The organism is Corynebacterium sp. DNF00584 (assembly GCF_001552965.1).
GTDB classification, from domain to species: Bacteria; Actinomycetota; Actinomycetes; order Mycobacteriales; family Mycobacteriaceae; genus Corynebacterium; species Corynebacterium phoceense.
Window position 1 is genome coordinate 123,897 of sequence record NZ_KQ959749.1, and the last position, 25,383, is coordinate 149,279.

At 64.2% G+C, this 25,383-nt stretch carries 30 protein-coding genes and 1 riboswitch; of the genes, 12 read left to right on the forward strand and 18 right to left on the reverse strand.

Translation table 11 applies throughout. From position 1 onward, the window contains the following. Nucleotides 1-9 precede the first annotated feature (9 nt). Nucleotides 10-1,374: a protoporphyrinogen oxidase gene (locus HMPREF0307_RS06420; RefSeq protein WP_066489696.1), complete on the forward strand. Its 1,365-nt coding sequence runs from the start codon at nt 10-12 to the stop codon at nt 1,372-1,374. Here HMPREF0307_RS06420 and HMPREF0307_RS12560 read toward each other — a convergent pair. Further along, nucleotides 1,331-1,495 (reverse strand): DUF5808 domain-containing protein, encoded by a 165-nt coding sequence (locus HMPREF0307_RS12560; RefSeq protein WP_196131259.1) that lies wholly within the window; start codon nt 1,493-1,495, stop codon nt 1,331-1,333. The two genes, HMPREF0307_RS06420 and HMPREF0307_RS12560, sit on opposite strands and share 44 nt — an antisense overlap. Before the next feature lie 64 nt (nt 1,496-1,559). Continuing rightward, nucleotides 1,560-2,393 carry an NAD(P)-dependent oxidoreductase gene (locus tag HMPREF0307_RS06425; protein ID WP_066489699.1) on the reverse strand — a complete coding sequence of 278 codons (834 nt, stop codon included), beginning with the start codon at nt 2,391-2,393 and terminating at the stop codon, nt 1,560-1,562. A gap of 25 nt (nt 2,394-2,418) precedes the next feature. Beyond that, a riboswitch (guanidine-III (ykkC-III) riboswitch) is annotated at nt 2,419-2,485 on the forward strand. 9 nt (nt 2,486-2,494) lie between these two features. On the opposite strand from HMPREF0307_RS06425, the gene HMPREF0307_RS06430 reads away from it, so the two are divergent. Next, on the forward strand, nt 2,495-2,809 hold the full coding sequence (locus HMPREF0307_RS06430; RefSeq protein WP_066489701.1) for a DMT family transporter: 315 nt from the start codon (nt 2,495-2,497) through the stop codon (nt 2,807-2,809). Between the two features lie 6 nt (nt 2,810-2,815). On the opposite strand, the gene HMPREF0307_RS06435 is transcribed toward HMPREF0307_RS06430, so the two are convergent. Then, complete coding sequence (locus tag HMPREF0307_RS06435) at nt 2,816-4,054, reverse strand: HNH endonuclease signature motif containing protein (RefSeq protein WP_066489704.1); 1,239 nt, start codon at nt 4,052-4,054, stop codon at nt 2,816-2,818. Between the two features lie 713 nt (nt 4,055-4,767). Between HMPREF0307_RS06435 and hemL the strand changes: the two genes are divergently transcribed. From hemL to HMPREF0307_RS06475, 7 genes are all read left to right on the forward strand, one after another. Then, nucleotides 4,768-6,078 carry a glutamate-1-semialdehyde 2,1-aminomutase gene (gene hemL / locus HMPREF0307_RS06445; RefSeq protein ID WP_369799430.1) on the forward strand — a complete coding sequence of 437 codons (1,311 nt, stop codon included), beginning with the start codon at nt 4,768-4,770 and terminating at the stop codon, nt 6,076-6,078. 14 nt (nt 6,079-6,092) lie between these two features. After that, nucleotides 6,093-6,701, forward strand: coding sequence for a histidine phosphatase family protein (locus HMPREF0307_RS06450; RefSeq protein ID WP_066489722.1), 609 nt, complete (start codon nt 6,093-6,095; stop codon nt 6,699-6,701). After that, nucleotides 6,691-7,278: a TlpA disulfide reductase family protein gene (locus tag HMPREF0307_RS06455; RefSeq protein WP_066489734.1), complete on the forward strand. Its 588-nt coding sequence runs from the start codon at nt 6,691-6,693 to the stop codon at nt 7,276-7,278. The genes HMPREF0307_RS06450 and HMPREF0307_RS06455 overlap by 11 nt, the downstream gene beginning before the upstream one ends. After that, a complete protein-coding gene (locus HMPREF0307_RS06460) occupies nt 7,279-8,058 on the forward strand; it encodes a cytochrome c biogenesis CcdA family protein (protein WP_066489737.1) in 780 nt (259 codons plus the stop codon). A gap of 26 nt (nt 8,059-8,084) precedes the next feature. Then, nucleotides 8,085-9,716, forward strand: a complete 1,632-nt coding sequence (locus HMPREF0307_RS06465; protein WP_066489740.1) for a cytochrome c biogenesis protein ResB — start codon at nt 8,085-8,087, stop codon at nt 9,714-9,716. Between the two features lie 90 nt (nt 9,717-9,806). Then, a complete protein-coding gene (gene ccsB / locus HMPREF0307_RS06470) occupies nt 9,807-10,793 on the forward strand; it encodes a c-type cytochrome biogenesis protein CcsB (RefSeq protein WP_066489743.1) in 987 nt (328 codons plus the stop codon). Nucleotides 10,794-10,816: 23 nt separating this feature from the next. After that, on the forward strand, nt 10,817-11,080 hold the full coding sequence (locus tag HMPREF0307_RS06475; RefSeq protein WP_066489756.1) for a helix-turn-helix domain-containing protein: 264 nt from the start codon (nt 10,817-10,819) through the stop codon (nt 11,078-11,080). A gap of 9 nt (nt 11,081-11,089) precedes the next feature. Here HMPREF0307_RS06475 and HMPREF0307_RS06480 read toward each other — a convergent pair whose 3' ends face one another. Continuing rightward, on the reverse strand, nt 11,090-11,320 hold the full coding sequence (locus tag HMPREF0307_RS06480) for a hypothetical protein (protein WP_066489764.1): 231 nt from the start codon (nt 11,318-11,320) through the stop codon (nt 11,090-11,092). A 52-nt stretch (nt 11,321-11,372) separates the two neighbouring features. On the opposite strand from HMPREF0307_RS06480, the gene HMPREF0307_RS06485 reads away from it, so the two are divergent. Then, nucleotides 11,373-11,696 (forward strand): DUF4229 domain-containing protein, encoded by a 324-nt coding sequence (locus tag HMPREF0307_RS06485; protein ID WP_066489773.1) that lies wholly within the window; start codon nt 11,373-11,375, stop codon nt 11,694-11,696. 135 nt (nt 11,697-11,831) lie between these two features. On the opposite strand, the gene HMPREF0307_RS06490 is transcribed toward HMPREF0307_RS06485, so the two are convergent. Beyond that, the gene (locus HMPREF0307_RS06490; RefSeq protein WP_066489783.1) at nt 11,832-12,731 is read right to left on the reverse strand and encodes an AEC family transporter; all 900 of its coding nucleotides are present in this window, start codon (nt 12,729-12,731) and stop codon (nt 11,832-11,834) included. 3 nt (nt 12,732-12,734) lie between these two features. Continuing rightward, nucleotides 12,735-13,631, reverse strand: coding sequence for a 1,4-dihydroxy-2-naphthoate polyprenyltransferase (locus HMPREF0307_RS06495; RefSeq protein ID WP_066489790.1), 897 nt, complete (start codon nt 13,629-13,631; stop codon nt 12,735-12,737). A 61-nt stretch (nt 13,632-13,692) separates the two neighbouring features. On the opposite strand from HMPREF0307_RS06495, the gene HMPREF0307_RS06500 reads away from it, so the two are divergent. Continuing rightward, nucleotides 13,693-14,370: a metal-dependent transcriptional regulator gene (locus HMPREF0307_RS06500; protein ID WP_066489795.1), complete on the forward strand. Its 678-nt coding sequence runs from the start codon at nt 13,693-13,695 to the stop codon at nt 14,368-14,370. Between the two features lie 153 nt (nt 14,371-14,523). Beyond that, nucleotides 14,524-15,849: a PepSY-associated TM helix domain-containing protein gene (locus HMPREF0307_RS06505; RefSeq protein WP_255356870.1), complete on the forward strand. Its 1,326-nt coding sequence runs from the start codon at nt 14,524-14,526 to the stop codon at nt 15,847-15,849. Here HMPREF0307_RS06505 and HMPREF0307_RS06510 read toward each other — a convergent pair. The 12 genes from HMPREF0307_RS06510 to dcuC all read right to left on the reverse strand — a co-directional run bounded on the left by HMPREF0307_RS06510 (nt 15,764) and on the right by dcuC (nt 25,276). Beyond that, nucleotides 15,764-16,555, reverse strand: coding sequence for a CE1 family esterase (locus HMPREF0307_RS06510; protein WP_231725096.1), 792 nt, complete (start codon nt 16,553-16,555; stop codon nt 15,764-15,766). The genes HMPREF0307_RS06505 and HMPREF0307_RS06510 overlap by 86 nt on opposite strands. A 93-nt stretch (nt 16,556-16,648) precedes the next feature. Beyond that, the gene (locus HMPREF0307_RS12930; RefSeq protein ID WP_156435911.1) at nt 16,649-16,804 is read right to left on the reverse strand and encodes a hypothetical protein; all 156 of its coding nucleotides are present in this window, start codon (nt 16,802-16,804) and stop codon (nt 16,649-16,651) included. 33 nt (nt 16,805-16,837) lie between these two features. Then, complete coding sequence (gene menE, locus HMPREF0307_RS06515) at nt 16,838-17,971, reverse strand: o-succinylbenzoate--CoA ligase (protein ID WP_066489806.1); 1,134 nt, start codon at nt 17,969-17,971, stop codon at nt 16,838-16,840. A gap of 30 nt (nt 17,972-18,001) precedes the next feature. Then, nucleotides 18,002-18,445 (reverse strand): DoxX family protein, encoded by a 444-nt coding sequence (locus tag HMPREF0307_RS06520; protein WP_082723259.1) that lies wholly within the window; start codon nt 18,443-18,445, stop codon nt 18,002-18,004. 84 nt (nt 18,446-18,529) lie between these two features. Further along, entirely contained in the window at nt 18,530-18,679 is a 150-nt protein-coding gene (locus tag HMPREF0307_RS13160; RefSeq protein ID WP_168164068.1) for a hypothetical protein, read from the reverse strand. A gap of 19 nt (nt 18,680-18,698) precedes the next feature. Then, entirely contained in the window at nt 18,699-19,646 is a 948-nt protein-coding gene (locus HMPREF0307_RS06525; protein WP_066489817.1) for a 1,4-dihydroxy-2-naphthoyl-CoA synthase, read from the reverse strand. After that, nucleotides 19,588-20,472, reverse strand: coding sequence for a metal ABC transporter permease (locus HMPREF0307_RS06530; protein ID WP_066489825.1), 885 nt, complete (start codon nt 20,470-20,472; stop codon nt 19,588-19,590). The genes HMPREF0307_RS06525 and HMPREF0307_RS06530 overlap by 59 nt, the downstream gene beginning before the upstream one ends. Beyond that, nucleotides 20,469-21,332, reverse strand: a complete 864-nt coding sequence (locus HMPREF0307_RS06535) for a metal ABC transporter permease (RefSeq protein ID WP_066489827.1) — start codon at nt 21,330-21,332, stop codon at nt 20,469-20,471. Before HMPREF0307_RS06535 ends, HMPREF0307_RS06530 begins: the two co-directional genes overlap by 4 nt. Then, nucleotides 21,329-22,009, reverse strand: a complete 681-nt coding sequence (locus HMPREF0307_RS06540; protein WP_066489834.1) for a metal ABC transporter ATP-binding protein — start codon at nt 22,007-22,009, stop codon at nt 21,329-21,331. The genes HMPREF0307_RS06535 and HMPREF0307_RS06540 overlap by 4 nt, the downstream gene beginning before the upstream one ends. Then, on the reverse strand, nt 22,006-22,932 hold the full coding sequence (locus HMPREF0307_RS06545) for a metal ABC transporter substrate-binding protein (protein WP_066489839.1): 927 nt from the start codon (nt 22,930-22,932) through the stop codon (nt 22,006-22,008). The genes HMPREF0307_RS06540 and HMPREF0307_RS06545 overlap by 4 nt, the downstream gene beginning before the upstream one ends. 411 nt (nt 22,933-23,343) lie before the next feature. Beyond that, the gene (locus tag HMPREF0307_RS06550) at nt 23,344-23,799 is read right to left on the reverse strand and encodes a DIP1984 family protein (protein ID WP_066489845.1); all 456 of its coding nucleotides are present in this window, start codon (nt 23,797-23,799) and stop codon (nt 23,344-23,346) included. A 61-nt stretch (nt 23,800-23,860) separates the two neighbouring features. Next, nucleotides 23,861-25,276, reverse strand: a complete 1,416-nt coding sequence (dcuC, locus tag HMPREF0307_RS06555) for a C4-dicarboxylate transporter DcuC (protein ID WP_066489849.1) — start codon at nt 25,274-25,276, stop codon at nt 23,861-23,863. Between the last annotated feature and the right edge of the window lie 107 nt (nt 25,277-25,383).

Consider the following 25,383-nt stretch of genomic DNA (forward strand, 5'->3'; position numbering starts at 1 on the left):
AGGCTAATAATGAAGATTGCCATCATCGGAGCCGGCGTCGCCGGGCTTACTGCGGCCTATGAGCTGCGCGACCACGAGGTGTACGTGTTCGAGGCGGCGGGGCGCATCGGCGGCAAGTTGTACACCGTGCCCTTCAACGACGGTCCTATGGACATGGGCGCCGAGGCCTTCATCGCTCGCCGCACGGACGCCGTCGCGTTCTTCGAGGAACTCGGCCTCACTGACTTTGCGCGTCCGAATCGGGAGCTGCGCCCCCGCATCTATTCCGGCGGCGAGCTCCACTTCCTGCCCAAGGGCGGCATGATGGGTATCCCGTCGCAGCCCATTGACCTGGTTTCTGATGAGACCAACGCCCGCATCGAAAACGAGCAGCCCTTCGAGTGGACCCCGGGCCAGGACGTCTCCGTGGGCAAACTCATTCGCCAGCAGTATGGCGATGACGTTGTCGACCACGTGGTCTCGGCGCTGCTTGGCGGCGTGTACTCTTGCACCGCTGATGACCTCGGCGTCCGCGCAACGGTGCCACAGCTTGCCGATGCCCTCGACACCCTCGCCGCCGAGGGCCCCGTCACCCTCTCCGCTGCCATCACGCACATCGAGTCCAACCGTTCGCCGGCCGAGGGCTCTGTCTTCGCCGCGTTCCCGGGTGGCTACGCGACGCTTTACGAGACCCTCGCCGAGAAATCTGGCGCCGAGATCCACCTCGACACCTTCATTTCGGGTGTCACAAAAACTGACGCTGGCTTCAAGGTCGCCGGTGCCCCCGCTGAGCTGGGCGAGTTCGACCGTGTCCTCTTCGCAACCCCGGCTCCCACCACCGCGCGCCTGCTACCGAAGGTCGCCCCCAAGGCTGCCGATGCCCTCAAGTCCGTCAAGCTCGCCAGCTCCGCCGTCGTTGGTTTCAACTTCGCGTCCAACGTCGACCCGGAGGGCAATAAGATTCCGGACGCCACCGGCATCCTCATCGCCGCTGACGAGCCCGACCTGCATGCAAAAGCATTCACCATCTCGTCTAACAAGTGGCCGCACATCGGCGAGCGCCCCGGCTTCATCGTCCGTGCTTCCTTCGGCCGCTATGGCGATGACGCCCTCGTCCGCGCCGAGGAAGACGACCTCGTCGACTACGCGCTCGACGATCTGCAGAAGATTACCGGCTTCGATGGCCGCGCGACCGGAGTGAACGAAATCTACACCCAGCGCTGGTTCGGTGGCCTGCCGCGCTACGACGAGACCCACCTTGCAACGGTCGAGGCCACGCGCGCAGCCATCGCCGAGGTTCCCGGCATCGACGTCACCGGCGCCTGGGCCGGCGGCGTGGGCGTGCCCGCGGTTATTGCTGACTCACGAGCAGCGGCAGCGCGATTGATCCAATAATGAGCACCGCAATGGCGGCCAAGAACGCCTTGGCCTGCCAGCGCGCGTAGTTGAAGTCGATGCCCACCCCGAAACGCTTCTCCACCAGCACGGCTGGGTCGTCTGGGTTGTAGTAGAACATGCCTGCCTTGTAGAGGTGGTCGTTTGAGGTGTCACTTTTTCTGACGGTCGGGCGCGTGTCCTTGTTAATCCTTGTGGACGAAGATGGACGAGAAGTCCTCGTTGCCGTGGCCGAGTTCCTGCTGGTGCTCGAAGCGTGCGATGGCGGCCTCGACGGCGGGCAGCGGCTCGGTGGCCGTGGCGACCATGAGCTTGGAATCCTTGCACAGTGCGTCCACCGTGAAGTCGCCCGGATCGGTCGAACGCTCGCCGCGGATGAACGGGCCCTTCATGGTGGCCATGAAGTTGAGGCCCGTGATGGAGAGCATGTCAAGGACCTGCTCCTCGCTGAAGCCCTCGGCGTCGCCGAGCGCGAGGGCTTCCTTGACGCCCTCGGCCATGACGGAGAGCGCCATGTTGGCGAGCAGCTTGCCGGTCGCGGCGGCCGCGCCGGAGTCGACGGGGATGAGCTTGTCTGGGTGGGCCCAGGGGCGGGCGGTCTCAACGGCGAGATCCCTGATATCGCGATTCGCGCCGCCCACATAGACGCCCAGCTCGCCCGCGCGGGCCGGACCGAGTGAGCCCACGACGGGCGCGTGGACGTACGTGGGCACGGCCTCTGCGAACTCGCGGGCGGCGGCAGGGGAGACAGTCGTCGTGTCGATCCACGGGATACCGGCGGGGATAACGTCAGTTTTAATGACGGCCTCGCGCACATCGTCAGGGCCGAAGAGCGAGGTGATGATGACCTCGGCGTCCTTGACAGCGCCCTGCGGAGTCGCGGCCTGTGTAGCGCCCTCGTCGACGAGCGGCTGCGCGCGCTCGGCGGTGCGGTTCCACACGGTGACCTCGTGGTCCTTCAAAAGATGACGGGCCAATTCAGTGCCCATACGGCCAGTTCCTAAAAATGCGATCTTCATGGAATCGAGTGTGCCAGAATGGTGCGCAGGCGCGCAGAGGTGTGCGCCCCGGACGAGGGAGCCGTACCCGGCCACGCGACAAGACGGCCAGAAGGATAGCTATGTCGTGGCTCGTGTTGGTTATCTCCGGTTTGTTTGAGGCGGTGTGGGCGACGGCGCTCGACCGCTCGGCAGGCATGACGAAGCTCTGGCCCACTGTCATTTTCTTTGCGGGGCTCGCGGTGTCTATGGGCGGGCTCGCGTGGGCGCTTAAGTCGCTTCCGGTGGGAACTGCGTATGCCGTGTGGGTGGGCATCGGCGCGGTGGCGACGCTGGGCTACTCCTTCCTCACGGGTGCTGAGACGATGACCGCGGTGAAACTGCTGTTCGTGGCGATGATTGTGGGCGGAATTATCGGGCTGAAGGTCACCGGCTAGGCGGAACTAGAACGGCGCGGGCTCGTCCGGGTCGGGCTGCGGGGCCTCGTAAATTTCAACAATCTGGCCGTCGAGCTCGATCTTGAGGGCCTGGGCCTCGGCGCGGGAGCTGCGGCGACGGGCCTGGATGTTCTGGGAGACGGACTGGACCCAGTGCTTCTGCTTGGGCGAGAGCGGGCCCGAGGGCTCCGTGATTTCCCAGGTGCCGTCCTCGAAAAGGAAGACAAGATCTCCCGTTTCCGGGTGAGGGATGTAATAGAAACGCCCGTCCGTCTTCATATTGTGGTGGTGCTGGCAGAAGGAGAACAGGTTCGACGGGTGCGTGGGGCCACCGTCAGAAAAATCGACGCAATGATCCTTCTGGCACTTGTGTGCGGGGCGCTTACATCCAGGGAAGCGACACGTGCCGTCGCGGCCCTCGATGAATTTCGCCATGACGTCCGGTGTCTTGTACGAACAAGACTCCTCGACCTGGGACTCGTCGCGAATCACGGTGGGCGTTAGATTTTCTAACGTTGTGCCATAGCCCTCGATGAAGGTGGGCGCGAATTCCACGTCCGTCGCGCGGTACGTGTGGAGGATGACGTGCGCGGTGGGCTTGACGGCGCCAGTAAGCAGCGCCACGGCGGCATCGGCAAGCGGGACGCCGAGCTCCTTGGCCATCTCGCGGACCTGCTGGTCGATGATGGCGCGGGTTTCTTCCTCGACCTCGAGGGACATGAATTCGGAATCGGAGCGGAAGCGGCGCTTCTTGTGCCCCTTGCGCATGGCGATGGTGTCATCGAGCGCCGTGATGATTTCGCGGACCCGGCGCACGATATTGGCGCGCGTGGGCAGATGTTGGTTGGCGCGCCGGGGCGTGAGGTAGTCGATGAGCGCCTGATCGACCTGGTCGTAGAGGAACTGCGGTGCGACGCCGAGGCGGTCGAGCGCCTTGTCAATGCCGATGAGACGATTGAAGTCGAGCAAGAAATACTTTGCCTGGAGGGCAGCCAGCTTGGGCAGCTCGCGCAGGCGGTAGAGGGCGGAGATGTAGTTATTGATTTCGGTGAGATCCTTGCCCGTGATGGCCTGAAGGCGGCGCAGGACGAGATCGATGTCGAGAGAGGGCTCCGGGAGATGCTTTTCCCAGAATGCGAATTCTTCGCGGCGCATGCGGGCGGCTTCGCGGGTCTCGGGGCAGTCGGGGTTGGTGGGAGCGTAGAAACGGGTGGGCGGGGTGGAAGTAGTGGTGGCGGTCGTCATGATTCGGCTCCGGGAGAGATATGAAGGAGGGGAACTAACGTACGAATGCCACTCTAAAATAGGGGGTCAACATGAACGCATGTATATGCGTTGAACAGCGGTTATGTGAAGTTCAGGTGGTCTGGCATGCGGGGGGCAGGAAGCGCAGGGATGTTCGGCATTTGGGGTGGTGGCGGCAGAGTAGGTTGCGGCAGGGTGGGCGGCGCAGGAAGCGGCGGCAGGGTCGGAGCGGGAGGTGGCGGCGGCAAGGTGGGGACGGTGGGCAGAGCAGGAAGTTCGGGCATGCGAGGGAGCGCGGGAGCCTTGGGTCGTGCGGGCTTCGGCGCAGGAGCCGGAGCCGGGGCGGGCGGAGGTGTCGAAAGGGCCGGCGCAGATATGCGGACCGGTGTAGACGTGGATGTGTGCGCGAGGGTGGGAGAGGGGGCATCGGAAAGCGTGGGCGGGGGTGTGGAAGGGCGCGGGCGCAGGGGCGTGGGAGAAAGAGCGGGCGTCCATTCGGCGAAGACGGGCGTGGTGGTGTGGCGCGGTGCGAGCGACGGCGCAGGTGCAGCGCAGGCACACAAGGACAAGGTGAGAGCGGTAATGGCAGAAAAAGTGACGGTGCGTGTGAGCACGATATCCCCCCCGGGTATGTGACAGTGTGTGACCCCAGATTAAGCGAGGTGAGGCGCGGTGGCAATATCAGACTTTTGTATGGCGCTTAAATAGTTACAATGATTCCCATGCCTAATATCTCCCAGTCCCAGCAGTGGTTCGAGCGTTCTTCCCAAGTCATCCCCGGCGGCGTGAATTCGCCGGTCCGCGCGTACGGTTCGGTGGGCGGTCAAGCCCGCGTTATCGCACGGGGCAAGGGCTCGCGCCTGTGGGACGTGGACGGTAACGAGTACGTCGATTTGGTGAGCTCCTACGGCCCCATGATTCACGGCAACGCACACCCGGAGATTATCGAGGCCGTGCAGAAGGCGGCCGTGGATGGCCTGTCCTTCGGCGCGCCCACGGAGGGCGAGGCTCTCCTCGCGGAGGCTATCGTCGAGCGCACCGCTGCGGAGAAGGTCCGTATGGTCAACTCCGGCACGGAGGCCACCATGTCCGCCGTGCGTCTGGCCCGCGGTTTTACGGGCCGTTCTAAAGTCCTCAAGTTTGATGGTTGCTACCACGGCCACGTGGACGCGCTGCTTGCCGCCGCGGGCTCCGGCGTTGCGACGTTCGCGCTCCCGGATTCCCCGGGCGTGACGGGTGCGACGGCGGCGGATACCATCGTCGTGCCCTACAACGATTTGGAGGCCGTGAAGAAGGCTTTTGCTGAGCATCCGGGCGAGATTGCCTGCATCATCGCGGAGGCCGCCGCCGGCAACATGGGCACTGTCGCTCCGGCTGAGGGCTTCAACGCGGCGCTCAAGGAGATTGCGCACGCGGACGGCGCGCTGCTCATCCTCGACGAGGTCATGACCGGTTTCCGTACCTCCTACAAGGGCTGGTATGGCGTGGATGGCGTTGCAGGTGACCTCGTCACCTTCGGAAAGGTCATCTCCGGCGGCCTGCCCGCCGCGGCCTTTGGCGGCCGCGCCGAGATCATGGATTACCTTTCGCCGCTGGGCCCCGTCTACCAGGCGGGCACCCTCTCCGGTAACCCCGTGGCGATGGCCTCTGGCCTCAAGTCGCTGGAGCTTGCCGATGCCCCCCTCTACGACCGCTTGGCTTCCCATGCGGACCGTCTCACCGGCATCCTGTCTGCTGCGTTGTCCGCCGAGGGCGTCGCGCACCATATCCAGCGCGCGTCCACGATGTTCTCCCTGCGCTTCGCGGAGGGCGAGGGTCACAACTTCGAGGAGATGAAGGCCGCGGAGACGTACCGCTTTGCCCCGTTCTTCCACGCGCTGCTGGAGAACGGCGTCTACGCTGCGCCGTCGCCGTTCGAGACGTGGTTTGTATCTGACGCGCTCACCGACGATGATTTTGAGGTAATCGAGAAGGCCGCCAGTGTGGCGGCGAAGGCCGCGGCCGCTGCGCAGCCGGCATCCTAAAAGGAGAACACACTATGTCGACGACCATCGTGCACTTGGTGCGCCACGGCGAGGTGCACAACCCGGAGAAGCTTCTCTACGGGCGCATTCCGGGCTACCATCTGTCCTCGCGCGGCTTCTCCCAGGCTGCGCGTACCGCGCAGTCCTTCCTGGGTCACGACGTGGAGCACTTGGTGGCCTCGCCTCTGCAGCGCACCCAGGAGACCGCGGGTGAGATCGCCAAGGTCGTGGGCCTCGACGTGGAGACGGACAAGGGCCTTATCGAGTCCGGCAACCAGTTTGAGGGCCTGCGCACCAAGGGCTGGAACTCGCAGCTGTGGAACCCCAAGCGCTGGCCGCTCATGCGCAACCCGCTGGAGCCGTCGTGGGGCGAGCACTTCGACGTCATCGCGGATCGCATGATGGCCGCCGTCGAGCGTGGCCGCGTCGCCGCCGAGGGCCACGAAGCCATTCTGGTGTCGCACCAGTTGCCCATCGTCATGGTGCAGCGCACTGTGCTGGGCAAGCGCCTGGCCCATGCCCCCTGGAATCGCGAATGCGAGCTCGCCTCCGTGACCTCGCTCGTGTTTAAGGGCTCCGAAATCACTGACATCTTCTACTCCGCACCGGCACATGAAATTTAAGATCGCTATCGCCGTTGTAGTCGCCGGCCTTACTTTGAGCGCCTGCACCTCGGACAACGCGGACCAAGCCGTCGCCCAGGGGGGAACCTTCGAGTTCATCTCGCCCGGCGGCCAGACCGTCATCGAGTATCCCGCGGAAGAGCGCAAGCCGCTGCAGGACTTCTCGGGCGAGTCCCTCCTGGAAGAAGGGAGGACGATTTCGCTCTCCGATTTCAAAGATGAGATCGTCGTGCTCAACTCGTGGGGCCAGTGGTGCGCGCCGTGCCGCTCCGAGTCGGATGACCTGCAGCGCGTCCAGGAGGAGTTGGACAAGCGTGGCACCGGCACCATCCTGGGCATTAACGTCCGCGACTACAACCCGGACATCTCGCGCGACTTCGTGAAGGATAACGGGATTACCTACCCGTCCATCTACGATCCGCCGTTCAAGACGGCCGCTGCGCTCGGCGGCGTGCCCACGTCCGTCGTGCCCACCACCATCGTGCTCGACAAGCAGCACCGTCCCGCCGCCGTCCTCCTCAAGGAGACGACGGACAAGGAGCTGCTCGAGATCATCGATAAACTGGAGCAGGAATAGATGGGCGAGGCTTTCGCTGATGCCGCGGCGAGCGGCCCACTGCTGCTGGGCCTGCTCGCCGCCGCCGCGGCCGGACTCGTGTCCTTCGCGTCGCCGTGCGTCGTGCCGCTCGTGCCGGGCTATATCTCATACCTCGCCTCCGTCGTCGGCGGCTCGGTGGAGTACGACGCGGCGGGCGTGCGCGTGTCGGGTCGTCGCGGCCGCGTGACGCTCGCGGCAATCCTCTTCGTGCTCGGGTTTACCGTGGTCTTCATGCTCGCGACGGTCTCCGTCTTCGGCGCGATCTCGGCGCTCCGGCTCAATGCTGACTCCTTGATGCGCGTGGGCGGCGTCATCACGATCCTCATGGGCATCGTCTTCATGGGCATCGTGCCGGTCCTGCAGAAGGACACGCGCATGGCGCCCAAGCGCTGGACCACGTGGCTGGGCGCGCCGCTCCTCGGTGGCGTCTTTGCCCTCGGCTGGACCCCGTGCCTGGGGCCGACGCTCGCGGCCATCATTTCGGTGAGCGCTGGCACCGCGGGCATGACGGCGGTGCGGGGCACGTTCCTCATTGTTGCCTACTGCCTGGGCCTGGGACTGCCGTTTGTGCTCGTGGCCTTGGGCTCGGCTAAGGCAGTGCGCTCCGTCGACTGGTTGCGGCGCCATACCCACGCTATCCAGATCTTCGGCGGCGTGCTCATGATCCTCGTCGGCCTCTCCCTCGTGACGGGGCTGTGGGCAGAGTTTATTAACCTCATCCAGCAGTGGACTTTCAACTACGGCGCGACGCTTATCTAGCAGTCGCGTCTATGTAAGGAGACTTCGTGAAATATTTGCGCAAAGCGTGGCACTGGCTCACCAGTATGCGCACGGCACTGGCCCTGCTTTTCTTGCTCGCCGCCGCCGCCATTCCGGGGTCTCTGTTGCCACAGCGCTCGCTCAACGAGACGAACGTCAACGAGTACATTGCCTCCAACGGCAAGGTCGCGGAGATCTACGACAAGCTTCAGCTTTTCGATGTCTTCGAATCCGTGTGGTTCCAAGCCATCTACCTGTTGCTGGCCATTTCGCTTATCGGATGCATCATCCCGCGCTCATGGGATCACTACAAGGCGTGGCGTTCCAAGCCCACGCGTGCCCCGCGCTACCTGGAGAAGATGCCGCTGCATGCGGCCGCGACCTCGGAACGCTCCTTCGACGAGCTGCAGGCCTCCGCAAAGAAGATGCTGGGCAGGTGGCGTTTCACGGAGGTGCAGCCGGACGAGGATCGCGCCGGGGCGTATTCCATTTCCGCCGAGCGCGGCTACGCCCGCGAGCTGTTTAACCTCATCTTCCACATCGGTCTCGTGGCTATCCTTGCCGCGGTGGCGCTGGGCAAGTTCTTCTCCTACGAAGGCATGGTCATCGTCGTGACGCAGTCCGGCTCCTACGAGAACGCGACGAAGGTCGACCAGTCCACGGAGTTCTGCAATACCTCGACCTCGAACTTCGACTCCTTCCGTGCCGGAGCGCTTTTCGACGGCACAGGCCTCAACCCCTTCTGCTTCATCGCGCATGACTTCACCGCGAAGTACCTGTCCAATGGCCAGGCCGAGATGTTCACCTCGAATATCTCGTATGCCGAGGGTCAGGACATCTACAAGGACGAGTCTGAGTGGCAGGACTACCAGCTGCAGGTCAATCACCCGCTGCGCCTGTCCACGGACCGCGTCTACCTGCAGGGGCACGGCTACGCACCAACCGTGACCATCGAATGGCCGAATGGCGAAAAGCGCACGCAGACCATGCAGTTCCAGCCCACGGAGACGACCCGCTTCCTCTCTTCGGGCGCTATGCGCTTCGACCCGCCGGCGGGCATGTACCCGGACCTCTATGAGCGTCGCCAGAACCAGATCGCGCTGCAGGGCCTTTTTGCACCGACGGCCGAGTGGACCGGCGAGAACGGCAAGATGCTCGCCTCGGCATACCCGGCACTGACAGACCCGGCGCTCGCTATTGACATCTACCGCGGCGACGCGGGCCTCGACACAGGTGTCGCGCAGTCCATCTTCTCGCTCGACTCATCGCTCATGCACTCGGGTCAGCTCCAGAAAGTCGACCGCGTCAACCTCACACAGGGCGAGTCGGTCACGCTCGACGACGGCACGAAGCTCACCTTCGACGGCGCCTCCGAGTTCGCGAATTACCAGATTTCTCACAACCCGGCCCAGACACCGCTGCTCATTGCGGCGCTCGCCATGCTGCTCTCGCTCGTGGGCTCGCTCGTCATCAAGCGCCGCCGCGTGTGGGTGCGCCTGCGCCCGAATGATGATGGCACCACCCAAGTCGAGATGGGCGGTCTCGCGCGCACGGACCGCGCTGGCTGGTCCGAAGAATTCGACAAACTCTACCGCATCCTCATGGAGCTGCCGGACGCGGACGAGGTTGAAGAAGACGATATCTGGGTCGACGACTAGCGTCTTACCCCCGTATCCAGGTCATTAGCAGGATATAAAACTCCGTCAAAAGTTGGACTCGGTCGCCGGGGCGGGGTAGCCTGTGTAACCATGCTCGTCGATCAGAACCTGTCCAATTTCTCGGACTTATCGTTTAGGACTGCGCTGGTCCTTTACGTGATTTCTCTGTTCCTGTCCCTCTTTTACTACGTGCGCATCCAAGCCGTCATCGACGCACGGCGCGTCCTGAAGGCGGCGGTGCCCGCCGCAGGTCAGTCGGGCGGCGTTCTCCTTGAGGAACGCCCCAGCAACCTGCAAGAAAATGCGGAGAAGGCCGAGGCTACCGCGAACAAGATTGGTGGCATGCTGCAGTCGCTGCTGTGGATCGGCATTGCCGTCCACGTCGTCGCCATCGTGCTGCGCGGCCTGTCTGCGCACCGCTTCCCGTTCGGCAACCTCTACGAGTACGTCCTCATGGTCACCGCGGGCGTCATGATCGTCTCCTCCATCGCGCTGCAGCGCAAGGAGTGGCGCACCCTGTGGCCGTGGATCCTCGTCCCGGTCCTGGCACTCATGTTCTTCGGCGGCACGAAGCTCTACGCCGAGTCCGCCCCCGTCGTCCCGGCGCTGCGCTCCTACTGGCTGCCGGTGCACGTCACCGTCGTCTCCCTCGGCGCTGCCATCGGCCTCTTTTCTGGTCTGTCCTCGCTGCTGAGCATCCTGCGCAGCTGGCAGCCGAAGGGGAAGGAGCATGGCTTTATTGGGGGCATCGTCAAGCCGTTGCCCACCGCGACGAAGCTGGATACTCTCGCGTACCGTACCGCTGTCATTACGCTGCCCACGCTGGGCCTGGGTATCGTGCTCGGCGCCATCTGGGCCGAGGCCGCCTGGGGCCGCTACTGGGGTTGGGACCCGAAGGAAACCGTCTCCTTTGCGACGTGGGTTCTGTACGCCGCGTACCTCCACGCACGCGCTACTCCATCAATGCGGAAGGCTGCTCCGTGGATAAATATCGTGGCTATGGCTACGATGGTCTTTAACCTGTTCTTTATCAACATGGTCGTCTCCGGCCTGCATTCCTACGCGGGCCTGAACTAGCTTCTGCTTGAGTGAGGTTCCCCGTGTCTGAGGAAAGCCCGTTAAACCGTACGCGCAATAAACAAGGCAAGCCTGCTGGCGATAATCCGGCGTTGCTTGACCTTGGCGCGCAGCTCGCCGCGCGCCGCCGTGAGCTGGGCATTTTGCAGCAACAGCTTGCCGATGCCGCCGGTATCTCCCGCTCCACCCTCCACACCATCGAGCATGGTGGCACGGGCGTGCGCTGGGAAAAAGTCGTGGCCGTTGCAGACGCGCTGGGCCTCGAGATGACCTTCACACAGCGCTAATCTTCAGCGCTATTTTTCGTCTTCGTTCTTCTTCTGCTCCCGTTCGCGTGCGCGGCGCTCCTTGAAGCGCTTCTTGTCGAGCTCCCACAAAAAGTTCTCATCATCGTCCGGCCCCTTGATCTGCGGGGTGGCCGGGCCTTGCACGTTTTTCCGGTTGTTGTTCCACGTGCCGGGGCCAAAGGCCTTCCAGACGAGGATGACGGCAACGACGATGAGGACGAGGAGGAGGATTCTACCCATGGGGGCCATTCTAGCTTTTCGGGTTTCGCGCGGGGCGCGTAGAATCATACGAATGATTGAGGAGAATACGAACCCCGAGCCGCCGGCACCGGATCCGGAGCTGCGTAAGAAGTCGCGTCGCGCCATGGTGAAATACGGCCTGGCCCGCCTGGGACTCTTCCTCGTGCTCACGGTTATCATTCACGGCATCGTGCTGCTCGTGAACGCCCCCGTCATGTTGCTCATCTCGGCGATGCTTGCGCTCTTCCTTGCGCTGCCGCTGTCCATGCTCATGTTCACCAGGTGGCGCGTGGAGGCCACCGAATCGCTCGCCGCGTACTCCGCGCAGCGCAAGGCGCACAAGGCGTGGGTCGAACAGGAGCTCGCGGGCCGTTAAACCTGGCTTCCGCGTGGAACCCAAGCGTGGAGCCCAAGAGGGTGTCATTGAGATGGTGCATTGTGGTCCTTAGAAGATGAATTACACCTTCTCAGGTACACCTTTTACTTTCGCGGGCGCGACCGAACAGAAAAACTAACGTCCGAAGAGTGCGGCGATAATGAGCATGACCGGCAGCGCGCCGAAGGTCGTGATGAAGACGGTGTCGCGCGCGACAGTCTGGCCCGCTTGGAAGGTCGCCGCATAGTTGTAGACCTGCTGCGCCGTCGGTAGCGCGGCGAGGATCGTGGCCGCATAGACCGCGTCAGCGTCGAGGCCAACGAGGGTGGCTACGGCGAAGGCGATGGCGGGCATGCCAGCGAGCTTGAGACCAGAAGAGACGAGCACCTGGGTGCGCACGGTGGCATCGGAAAGCACACCGGAGGTCTTGAGCGAGGCGCCGAAGCTCATGAGGATCATGGGGATGGAGGCGCCGCCCAGCAGATGAATGGGTTCCGTAATGGGTTCGGGGACGTGGATGCCTGTGTAAGCGACGATGAAGCCGAGGATGCTCGCCACGACCATGGGGGAGAGCAGTCCGGTTTTCACCGCGCCGAGGAGCGACTTTCCGCCCAGCGCGCCCAGGATGATGGGCGTGAAGAGCACCATCTGGATAAAGACCATGGGGATGGCGTACGTCGAGTCGCCGAGGACGTAAATGGAGACCGGCAGGCCAATGTTGACCGAGTTGAAGTAGCTCGCGGCGGCGGCGCCGGAGGTGGCGTTGGCGAGGCCCTTGCGCCAGAAGAGCGCAAGGTAGAGCCCGGAGACGATGACGGTCGTCACGATGATAATGAGTGTGACCGGTGTGAAGACATTCGCCGGATCGGAACGCGCGACGGAGTCAAAGAGAAGCGCCGGGGTCGCCGCGTAGAACGCCACGCGGTTGAACATGAGACGCTCTCGGTCGCTGGCAATGATCCCGCGCACGGCGAGGAACCAACCAATGAAGATGACCGCCAGGATGATGGCGAAGCCCGTGAGAACGCCCTGCATGCGCTAGATGAAAGCCACGGCGATTGCGGTGAGCAGTGCCCAGATGAGCATCGCGCGGCCAGCGAGGCCGAGGACCGGGATGAGCTGGGGGCCGCGGGCGCCACGGTTGACGGTGCGCACCGCCTGCAGCGCGAACGGGAAGTAGAGCAGGCCCGCGAGCGCTGCCCAGGAACCGAACGCAATGATGATTGTGTACACGGTGGGCAGGAGCAGCAGCGCGGTAAAGAGCAGGCGAGATTTCTGGTCGCCGAGGCGCACCGCGAGGGTGATCTTGCCGGCCTCGGTGTCCGAGGGGATGTCGCGGATATTGTTCGCCAGGTTTACCGCGGAGCTCATGCCGCCCACACCGATGGCGAGGAGCACGCCGGTCCAGGAGGTGGCGTGAGCCTGCGTGAACTGCGTGCCGAGGACGGCGACGAGGCCGAAGAAGACGAAGACGGCGACCTCGCCCAGTCCCATGTAGCCGTAGGGGTTCTTGCCGCCGGTGTAGAACCACGCGCCCGCGATACACAGGGCGCCGACGAGGATGAACCACCAGGCGTCCGCGGAGATAGACAGCGCGATACCCGCGAGTGCGGCGACGCCGAAGCAGGCGAAGGCCGCGTACTTGACGTGTTGCGGTTTCGCTAATCCGCCACCGGTAAGGCGCTGCGGGCCGGTGCGGTCTTCGTCCGTGCCGCGGATGCCGTCCGAGTAGTCGTTCGCGTAGTTGACACCCACGATAAGAGCCCATGCGACGAGGAGCGCGAGGAGCGCGCGCCCGATGTGGAATCCACCGAGCGCTGCGGCAGCGCCCGTGCCCGCGACGACGGGGGCGAAGGCGTTGGCCCATGTGTGCGGGCGGGCTCCTTCGAGCCAGTCATGAGCGGTCGCGGGATACTTCTGAGCGGGTGTGGTCATGGAACATATTGTGCCACGCGCGGGTGCGGGCTCTGAATGCAGGATCGCTAGACTGTTATTCATGGATGAACACCTTCGGCTGGCGGACTTGCCCGAGCGCACCCAGGATTATCTCAAGGTCCTGTGGGATATTGCGGAGCATACCGGCGGGGACGCGGTGCCGCTGGGCGAACTGGCGCGGCGCACGGGCCAGAAGCTGCCCACGGCCTCGGAGGCGGTGAAGCGTCTGGCGGCGCAGCGGCTCGTCTATCACGAGCGCTACTCGGGCGTGCAGCTCACGGAGGAAGGCCGCCGCCTCGCCATGGGGATGGTGCGCCGCCACCGGCTGCTGGAGACCTTCCTCGTCACGACGCTGGGCTACACGTGGGACGAGGTCCACGAGGACGCGGACCAGCTCGAGCATGCGTGCTCGGATCTCTTCGTTGAGCGTCTCGACGCGCTGCTCGGCTCGCCCGCGCGCGACCCGCATGGCGATCCCATCCCAGATCCGGAGGGTCGCATCGAGGACCTGGGCACAGCCACGCTTGCCGATGCCCCCGTGGGCGCCACCGTCGCCATCGAGCGGGTCCGCGACGAGGACGCCGAGTTGCTGCGCTATCTCCAGGAACATGGGGTGCGCGTGGGCGAGAGCGTGACCGTTGAGGCGGTCGTCGCGGGACTCGTGCGGGTACGGGTCGGAGACGCCGTGATGCCGCTCGCGCTTGACGCGGCACGCGAGGTTACGGTCTCGGGAATGTAGATTTTTTGCGGCTGCACGGTTCCTCGTGTGCCGCTTATACCTGCAGGTTATCTATGCTTGAACCATAGTGTTCATTCCATTGAACTATGCGTCGGGGGTTAATAGAGGAAAATTGTTGGGAACCATTGGGGTTTCCCCGTCGACAACTGACACGTGATTTCAATAATTCATTTGTCGCCGAGGAGCTTCGGCGTTCTCAGAAGGCTCCACACTGTCGTGGGCGTCATCGTTGCGCCCTTTCTCATCGTTGCCGCGCTCACAGGCGTGCTCTATGCGCTCGCGCCGAGCCTGGAGAAGATCGTCTATGCCGACCTCACCCGGCCCTCGGGTGAAGCAGTTGTCTCGCTCGAGGACCAGGTCGAGGCAGCGCGCGAGGTGTATCCGGATCTCGCGCTCAACACCGTCCAGGTCATCCCGGGGGAGAACACTCGCGTGCTGTTTGCGGATGACGCGCTGCCCTCGAAGAGCTACACGCACGCGGTCTTCGTGGACCCGGCGACGGGTGAGGTGCGCGGCGAAAAGGTCCAGTACGGCAGCTCCCGTGCGCTGCCGCTGCGCGCGTGGCTATCCAATGGCCACCGCTCGCTGTGGCTCGGCGAGCCAGGCCGGCTCTACTCGGAGCTCGCCGCGAGCTGGATGGGCGCACTCACCATCGGCGGACTTGTGCTCTGGCTTGGCCGCCGGAAGCGCACTCGCGGCACGCTGCGCACGCATGCGTGGTTGGGTGCCCTGTGCTCTGCTGGATTTCTCTTCCTCACGGTGACGGGACTGACATGGTCCTCCGTGGCCGGCGGGAACATTGGCAAGCTACGCACACTGCTCCACTGGAAGGCGCCGCAGCTCTCGGCCTCGGCCAGCGAGCATGCTGGTCACGGTGCGGGTTCCATGGAGCACATGGACATGGGGCCGGATCTTGCGTCGCTTGATGGCGCCTATGACGTGGCGCGCGAGGCTGGGCTGCGCGGAATCCTCAACCTGCAGCCGAACGGTGCCGCGTGGAATATCACGGAGGCGCGCGCTCCCTTTGTCTTCCATAACGACGCCATCGCCGTGGTGGACGGCCACGTTGTGGAGCGTGTCAATTTCTCTGAGTGGCCGCTCGCGGCGAAGCTCACCGAGTGGCTTATCAATCTCCACATGGGCTTCCTCTTTGGACTGGTCAATCAGATTGTGCTGGCGCTTATCGCGCTCGCGCTGCTCGTCGTGAGCATTCTGGGCCTTGTCATGTGGTTCCGGAGGGGGCGGCGCTTCGCGGGCCCCCAGGGCTTCGGCAAGCTCTCGAAGCCGGCGCTGGTGACGCTCGTGCTGTGCCTGGTCATCTACGCCATTATCGCGCCGCTCTTTGGCATCTCGCTCGTGGTCTTCCTCGTCGTGGACGCCGTGTGGCGGGCTATTAGAGGCGCTGGCGCGACAGGAAGTTCCACACCTCCTGCGACGCGTCCGGCGTCCGATTCCACGTATGATTCTGTGAGTTCGTGATGAGCTGCAGTTCTTCCTTCGCACACGCGTAGACGTGGCGCTGGCCGCCGGGGATGTTCTCGATGCGTGGCGGGAACGCGCAGGCATTGCGCTTGATGTAGCTGCTCATGAGGTGGTCCACGTCGAGGAAGTGCGCGCCGTTGTGGCGGTAGCCGCCGTGATAGAACATCATCGTGTCGCCGGTGCCATGCATGATGAGGAACGGGATGGCCTCGTTCCGGCAATTCATGTTGACGGGGTCGTAGTAAGCGCCGCCCACGGCGGCCACGCCCGCGAAGACGTGGGGCAGGTGGCACGCGACGACCGCGGTCATGCCGCCGCCGTTGGAGTGACCCGTGGCGTAGATGCGCCGGCGGTCTACGTTGTAGGTGCGGTCGAGCTCATCGATGATCTGCGTGATGAACGCGAGGTCCTCGCCGGTTCGCACGACCGCGTAGGGCGCGCCCTCCCAGCCGTGGTTGATGGACTCGGGGTAGATGCGGATGGCCTCGCGCGCTGCACCCGTCTCGTTGAGGCGTGAGTAGCGGCGGAAATTCTCCGGGCTATCGCGCCAGCCGTCGAAGCCGAAGATGACCGGGGCGGGACGCGCCGGGTTATAGTGCGTGGGCATCTCGATGAGGTAGCGCCGCGTGCGGCCGGTGGACTGAGTGAAGACCTGGCCGCCGGTGCCGTTGACGAAGAACGGGGCGGGCTTCGCGTTACCCACGCGCGGGGCCGGCGCGGCGGGAAGCTGCGCCTGGGAACTTCCGGGGATGGCGCCGAGCTGCTCGTTGACCTGCGCGGTGAGGTCGGCGGCGGCTCAGTTGAGCTGGTTTGCCGTTTGGCTGCTCATGTGCCGCAGATCATCGAGGGGCGCGGCAGTGGCGATGGGGGTGGCGATTGGGGCGGCGAGGGAGAGGAGGCCGGTGAAGAGCATGGCTGTCTTCGCGCGGCCCCAGAAGTTAACAAATTTCACTCCCGTAACCTTAGTAAAAGCTGTGGGTCGTGTCTATGCTTTCTGAAAAAGGGCGGTGACGGCGCGGCGGTCGACCTTGCCGGGGCCAGTGAGTGGCATCTCGGGCAGGCGTTTTACGTCCTTCGGCACCTGCCAGCGGGGCAGGTCGTCGAGGGCGATGAGGATGTCTGTACGGGAGGCCCAGCCAGTGTAGGCAGCGACGATCATCTGACCCAGGCGCTTATCGGGGATGCCCACGACGCAGGCGGCGTCGACGCCGGGGATGTGGAGGAGGAGCTGCTCGAGGGCCTCGGGGTGGAGTTTGAGCCCGCCCGAATTGATGATGTTGTCCAGGCGCCCGGTGACGGTGAGGGTGTCGCCGTTGAGGTAGCCAGCGTCGGAGGTGGCGAACCACCCGTCGTGGAAGGCATCGGAATGCACATTGCGGTAACCGTGCGCGATGGTGGGTCCGCCCAAGAGGATGCGACCGTCATCGTCGATCTGGATTTCCGTATCACGAAGTGAGACGCCATCGTAGACGCAGCCACCGGCGGTCTCCGAGGAACCGTAGGTGGTGACGGGACGAATGCGCAGTTTGCGGGCGGATTCGAGGAGCTGAGGGTGCGTGGCGGCGCCGCCGACGAGGATGGCGTCGAATTCGCGCAGCGCGTCGATGCCTTGGAGGGAATCCATGGCCTTGGCGAGCTGCATGGGGGTCAGTCCCGTGTACATGCGGTCGCCTGTGGCGGCGAGCTCGGCTGCGGCCTTCGCGAAGGCGGGGACGTCGAAGCCGTGGCTGAGATCGAGACAGAGCGGCTCGACGCCGGCGACGAGCGAGCGGACGAGGACCTGGATCCCTGCGATGTGGTGGGCGGGCATGGCGAGCAGCCACTGGCCAGGGCCGCCGAGGCGCTCGTGGGTGGCATCGGCGCTCGCGACGAGGTTGGCGGCGGTAAGTTGTGCGCCCTTCGGCGTGCCCGTGGAGCCGGAGGTGGGGACGACGAGGGCGATGTCCTCGGCGATGGGTTCGCCGACTCGCATGTGGTTGCGCAGCAGCTCTGCCTTCGTCTTATCCTCGGCGGGGACGGGTACATAGGAATGTCGCCCCGCTATCGCTGCCTCCAGATCGTCCAGGATGGCGGACGGGTCGTGGAGACTAACGGGTAGCGGGGCGAGAAGATGAGTCACGGTACGTAGGCTACCGCGAGCGGTGAGGATTTAGGCGCGGGCGCGCGCCTTTGCGATGAACTGGTCGGCGGAGTGCGTGCCAGGGCCAGCGGCGATGAGCATGAGGGCTGCGGCAAGAATCATGCCGACGAGCTCCCAGCCGCCGCCGTCGACGAAGATGCCGTTGCCGGCGTGGACGATGGCGAAGGCGCCCAGCATGTCGATGGCGACGAGGCCAGCAACCCAGCGGGTGAGCAGGCCGATGATGAGCAGGATGCCGCCGACGAGCTCGATGATGGCAGCGACCGGAGCGGCGATGCCCGGGGCCGGAACGCCCATGCCCTCGAAGGCGGTGGTGGTGCCCGCGATGGTCCACTCGGTGAACTTCTGCCAGCCGTGGGCAGCGAGGACGATGCCCACGATGAGGCGAGCGGCGAGCATGACAAACGAGCTCGCGAGGTTCATGGTCGATACGGAAATGCCGGAATACTTCATGGGGAGTGACTTTAACCTTGAAGTAAGGGCAACGTCCAATCCTTGTGCGGGATTTTTACTTTAAAGATAAAGTGACTCGTGTCCCTATTGGTAGGGATTTCGCAGCTCATCGTCATGATCGAAAGGGCGCTCGTCCGTGTCGCGGGCGTCGCGCAATCCTTTGATCATCCAGACGCGGGCGCCGATGATGCCGCAGAGGGCAACGACGGCGAAGGCGATGGCGAGATAAACCATGGCAGTCTGTGGAACCTGACTAGTAGTAATACGGGAACTCGTCCCAGTTCGGGTCGCGCTTCTCGAGGAAGGCGTTCTTGCCCTCGACGGCCTCGTCCGTCATGTAGGCCAGGCGGGTGGCCTCGCCGGCGAAGACCTGCTGGCCCATAAGTCCATCGTCGGTGAGGTTGAAGGCGAACTTGAGCATGCGCTGGGCGGTGGGGGACTTCATATTGATCTCGCGGCCCATCTGGATGGCGGCGTCTTCAAGGTCGGCGTGGTCGACGACCTCGTTGACGGCGCCCATCTCGTACATGCGCTGGGCGTCGTAGGTGCGGCCTAAGAAGAAGATCTCGCGGGCGTATTTCTGACCCACCATCTTTGCGAGGTAGGCGGAGCCGTAGCCGGCGTCGAAGGATCCCACGTCCGCGTCGGTTTGCTTGAAGCGGGCCTCCTGGCGCGAGGCGACCGTCATGTCGCAGACGACGTGGAGGGAGTGCCCGCCGCCCGCGGCCCAGCCGTTGACCACGGCGATGACAACCTTGGGCATGGTGCGGATAAGCCGCTGGACCTCCAGGATGTGGAGGCGGCCGCCCTCGACCTTCTCGCGGGCGGTATCGACGGTGTCCGCGGTCTCACCATCCGCGTAGCGGTAGCCCGAGCGGCCGCGAATACGCTGGTCGCCGCCGGAGCAGAAGGCCCAGCCGCCGTCTTTCACGGAGGGGCCGTTGCCGGTGAGCAGAACCGTGCCCACATCGGGGGTGCGGCGCGCGTGGTCGAGGACGTGGTAGAGCTCGTCCACGGTGTGCGGGCGGAAGGCATTGCGCACTTCCGGGCGGTCGAAGGCGATACGGACGATGCCGTCGGCGCGGCTCTCACCGATCAAGCGGTGATACGTGATGTCCGTGAGGTCCTCGAAGCCGGGGACCTTAGTCCACAATTCCGGCTTGAACGGGTTGTCCGTGCTGTAAGTTCTCTGCTCGCTCATGACTGACAAATCTAGTCGTTCGCAGCCGTGAGATCAGGAAAGCGAGGACACCCAGCCCCGCGTTGGTGACGGCCATGCCTGCGGAGGTCGCCGCGTTGAGGTGATAGGCCAACCAGAATCCGCCCAGGGCACCCAGGATGCCAATCCCGCACGCGGTGGCGAGCATGGTCATCACGCGCGTGGTGAGCAGGCGTGCGGCACACGCAGGAATGACCATGAGTGCGATGACGAGCATGGCGCCGGCGGCCTGAAAGGCGGCCGTCGCGGTGAGTGAGACGAGCGCCATGAAGGCGACGTGGAGTCCGCGAGTGCGCAGGCCTGCGCTGTGTGCGAAGGCGGGATCGAAGGTGCTGGTTGTAAGCCGCGGGAGGGCAACGGCACAAAAAGTGACGTTGAGAATCGCGATGATGGCCATGACGAGCGCGTAGCCCGGATGCGTGAGCGCGACGAGGTTGAGATCGCCCACCAGGACCGCATGCACGTCGAGGTGGACGTGGCTCATGCGCGTGGAGATGAGGATGACGCCGGCGGCAAAGAGCGCCGGGAAGATAAGGCCCAGCGGGGCATCGCCCGCAAGCAGGCCGGAGCGTCCCAGCCATTCCGTACCGAGGGCGACGGCTAAGCCTGCCGATGCCGCCGTCACGAGCAGGACTGGCGAGTCAATGTCCGCAGTAAACAGGTAGCCCACGGCGATGCCGGGCAGGACCGCGTGGCCGATGCCGTCGATGACCATGGATTCGCGCTTGAGTACGACGAAGACGCCGGGCAGCGCGCAGGCGAGAGCCGTGGCAACGGCGAGGAGGCAGGCGGCAAGTGCGAGACTCATGCGATCACCGCCCGGCGGCGCGGGGAGACGGCGAGCGACACGGCGACAACGGCCGCCTGCACGAGGACGATGGTGGGGCCGGTGGGAATGGCGAAGTGGATTGACAGTGCAGTTCCTAGGACGGCGCAGGCGGCGCCGAGAAAGGAGGCGAGACCTATGAAGGTGGGGAGGCGGTGGATCCACTGACGGGCCGCGGCGGCGGGGCTCACGACGACGGCGACCATGAGGACGACGCCCACGACCTTGACGCCGAGGACGGTGATGACCGTGATGGCGACGAAGGCGAGTGTGTTGATGATTCTTGTACGCGTGCCGGTGACGCGGGCGAAGGCGGGATCGAAAATCATGACGGAGTGATGGTTGTGCACGACGGCAAGCACGACGAGGATGCCCACGCCGATGACGAGGGAGGTAACGACGTCGGCGCGGGTGAGCGTCGAGGCGTTGCCGAGTAAGAAGTCCTGGATGCCAGCCTTGCCCGGCAACGGCGTGCGCGAGACGTACTGCAGGATGAGCATGCCCACGGAGAAGAACGTGGTGAGCACAGCGGCCATGACGGCATCCTGTTTCAAGGGGGTGACCTGGGGGAGGGTGTGGATGGCGGCGACGGCGAGCAGTCCGGTGGCCACGGCGCCGCACACGAGGACTCCGACAGTGCGGCCGTTCATGCCAAGCGCGGTCGCCGTGACAAAGGCGATGAGGAGGCCGGGCAGGCTGGAGTGGGAGACGGCATCGGCAAGCAAGGATTGCCGGCGCAGATAGACCAGCGGGCCGAGCGCCCCGGCGCACGCACCGATGGTGACGGTGCCCGCGAGTGCCTGCTGGTAGGTGTAGTTGGTGAAGAGCTCGGTGAGGATCATGGCAGACTAAACAACTCGGAGATGGCGGACTCGGTGAGAGTGGTCTCAGTGGGGCCCGCGGCGAGGATTTTGCGGTTCGCCACGAGGACGACGTCATCGCAGAGCTCGGCGACCTCGGCGAGGTCGTGGTGGACGAGGATGATGGTCGTGCCCTGGTTTCGCAGCTCCCGGAGGATTGTTGTGATCGTGGCCTGGCTCTGTTGGTCGACGCCGGCGAAGGGCTCGTCGAGGATGAGGATGTCCGGCTCACATGCGAGGGTGCGCGCAAGCAGCGTGCGCTGGCGCTGGCCCCCGGACAGGGCGCTGATGGGATCGTTGCGTTTGTCAGCTAGGCCGACGCGTTCGAGCATGTGGTCCGCGATCTGCTTGTCGTTGCGGCTCGGCCACTGCCACCAGCGTAGGTGGGGCGTGCGGCCCATGAGCGCGACGTCAATAAGCGTGGCGGGGAAGTCCCAATCGATATCTGCATGTTGCGGCATATAGCCCACGGTGCCGTCTATGTCGATTTGCGCGCCGGGAGCGGGTAGCAGGCCCACCGCCGCCTTGATGAGAGTGGACTTACCAGCGCCATTGGCGCCAATGAGCCCCGTCATCGCTCCAGTGCGAAAGGTAATGGCTACATCCTCGAGCACCGGTGTGTACCCGTAGGCGACGGTGAGACCTGCAAGTCTTATCATTTGGTGAGCGCCTCCGCGACGGCGTGAGCGTTGTGCTCAAAGGCGCCCAAGTAGGTGTCATTCGGGGCGTCGGGGCCCAGCGTGTCCGCGAACAGCTCTTCCGAGGAGACCGTGACGTTCCAGCCGCGGGCGTGCACGGCCTCCTTGAGGGAGGTCACCGCCTGCGGGTTCGCCAGGTTGTCCTGGAAGATGACGGGGATCTTCTTCTCCGCGATGGTATCGGCGAGCTCCGAGATTTCCGTCGGGGACTTCGCAGCCTCGGAGGTCACGAAGTCCGTCGCGTGAATCTCGAAGTCGAAGGTCTTACCGAAGTAGTTGAAGGCGTCGTGGCCGGTGATGAGGACGCGGGGCGTGGCGTTTTCCAGCTCGGCACGCGCCTTGTCCTCGGCGGCCTGAATCTGCTTCTCATAGTCATCCGCGGCCTGGACGTAGGCGGCGGCGTTGTCCTTATCGACCTCGCCGAGCTTGGCGCCCAGCGCGTCGACGACCTGGGTCCACAGCTCCGGGCTGTTCCAGATGTGCGGATCGTAGAGCTTCTCGCCGTCCGCGCTGCGCTCCGGCCAGGGCAGCAGACCCGCCTGGTCCACCTTGTCGCCGACCGCGATCTGCTTGTCGCCCAGCGACTCGAGTTGGTCGATCATCTGTGCCTCGAGGTGCAGGCCGTTCCACACGACGAGGTCCGCGGACTGCATGGCCTCGATGTCTTTCGTCGTGGGTTGGTACGTGTGCGGGTCGCCGCCCGGGCCGACCATCGTGGTGATCTCGGCGTCCGGCGCGATGTTGTGCACGGCGTCAGCCAGGTAGCCCGTCGTGGCAAAAACGGTGAGGTGGTCCTTCGGTTTGTCGGCGCTCGCATCGCTCGAACACGCGCTCAAGGCCAGCGCGGCGGCGCACAGGGTGACGAGCGCAGGAATGCGTTTCACGTGCGTATCTCTCATTTCTCTAAAATTGAAGTAAAGAGTTCAATCTGTTGAACATTGAAAAATGTACATACTCCCGACACTTATTGCAAGTGATTGTGATTTAGACCCCGTGAGTATGCGAAAAGCGGGGACGCGTCATCGCGTCCCCGCTGTTTTGAACGTGTAGTCCCCTTGCCCAACCCTCGTCCACGTTCCCTCATCCCAGCGCGGTGGTGGTGATATGTGAGCGGTGCGCGGGGTTGTTACCCGCTTGTGCTCCTGTGACATGTGCGGCGGACTGCGCAATACGGTGGGAAGACTTGAACTTCCCAGCCTGCTCCGCTACCAGGCTGCCAACAGAATCCTTGGGTTTTCTCGTCCAAGGCCGAGGTGCGCTCGCTGATGTGGGGTGGCGTGGACTACCAACTACGTTTAGACGACTTCGGTGCTCCAGTTCTTCTGCTGAATCTTTGTGTCGAGCTCCCGGTAGGCCTTGGAGACTTCGTCGATCTTCTTTCGCAACGCCGCGACGTCGAGGGTGGAGACGAACTTAATCTCGCTGCGGGAGAACCGGTCTTGGCGCGCGGCGGCGGCTTCGGCGGCATCGGCAAGCAGGCGGCGACGCCGGATGAGTCCGTCGCGGTCCGCGAGCGCCGCGGTGAGGTTGCGCTCAGCGTCGAACGCGGTGGCCGAGTTTGTTGCGTTGATTGCTTTGACCAGCTCGTCGATGCGGTCCACGAGGTGTTCCGCCTCCGCGAGGAGCTCTGCCGGATCCTCGTCCGGGGTATCGCCCTCTTGGACGCGGGCCACGGCGACGATGCGTGAGCGTAGTTCGTCGAGGCGGGCCTGGGCTTCGGCGCGCTCGGCGAGGGCTTCAGCTAACAACATGGTGAGTTCCTTTCCTTTCTCCCTCGCTTGTGGTCTGTGGGGAGCGTATCGTTACACACGATTATCCAATAAACATGAACGCGAAGAGCGTGTTGAGGATGGTCGCGGTGATCATCGGTACAGAAGTGCGCTTGACCAGGCGAATGGGGTTGACCTTGATGGCGCCGGAGACGATGAGGACCGCGGCATTGACCGGGGAGACCTGGCGCATGAGGTTGGAGGTGCCCCAAATCGCGGTGAGCATCTGCGGCGCGTGAATGGACGTCTCGGCTGCGAGGCCAGGGACGACCTCGGAGAAGGCGAAGTACGGAGCGGTGCCGGAGCCGGTGAGCGCGGACATCGCGGCGGTCGCGGCGACGAAGATGAGCACGATAATGACGGCGGCGCCGGACGAACCCTTGGTGGCGTCGATGAGCATGTCGATGACGCCCATTTGGGTAATGCCCTCGACGAGGACTGCGGCGGCCACGAGGAGGGCGACTACGCCGGCTGCGCCTTCGCCCATTCCCTTGAAGAAGGACTTGGTGGAGTCCATGGCGGTCTCGATGGAGCGGCCGCGGATAGCCTCGATGATCATCGCAATGAAGAGGGAGACGACCGTGACAGGCAGGATGTCAGCCTCGAAGGGGATGACGCCGGTGCGATTGAGAATGGCCGAGATGATGATAAGTAGCAGCGGGAGCAGAGGCAGGACAGCGTAGAAACCCGGCAGTCCGGCGGCGCGCTCGATGGCTTCGCGGGCAGTGCGTTCGGATTCGCTCTCCTCGGTGGCTTCTCCGGCGTGTTCTTCCATGTAGTGCTTGCGGTCCGACTTGTCGCAGCGGTGTTGCCACCACATGTGGACGAACGCGGTAATGAGCAGGGTGGGCACGGTGGCGCGGGCGACGGAGCCGTAGACGAATTCGGTGACGGACATGTCCGTGAGATCCGCGCCTTGAATGAGACCAGCCTCGAGCGGCGTCGGCATGATGGTCGAGGAGGTCACGACGATGGCGGCGACGGTGAGCGGCGTGAGCCCTGCGGCGATGAGCGCCGGCAGAAGTGTCGCCACAAGGAGCAGGGAAAGCGCTGCGGCGGACGGGATGACGAGTGAGAGCAGCGAGCCAATGACGAAGCCGACGGGCACCAACCAATAGGAGCCATTAAAGCGCTTGAGCGGCGAGGAGAGCACGACGACGGTCTTCGCGTCCGCGCCGATGTGACGCATGTAGGACACGAAGCCGAAGAGCACCATAATCGCCATGCCGATGCCGCTGAAACGAGCCTTGAACAGGGCGTCGACCACGAGGAGCTGGTCGTAGAAGGCGTTGCCGGTGGCTTCGATTTCGGTGGTGCGCATGTCTGCGCGGCCGGTGAGTGCGGCGAGCATGAGGAGGGCGACGCCTACTCCGAAGATGGCGGCGGCCGCATGAACCTTTTTATAGATGAGCCACACGACGGCCGCGATGGCCGCGAGGGCGATGATGAGATAGAGCACGGTAAGTCAATTCCTTCACTGGTACGAAGAGCTGCCGCCTGGCATGCGCTGCTGGCGGTGGGGCTCCGAGGAGCGATAGAAGGCTAACCGCGGTTGTTATAACCTTT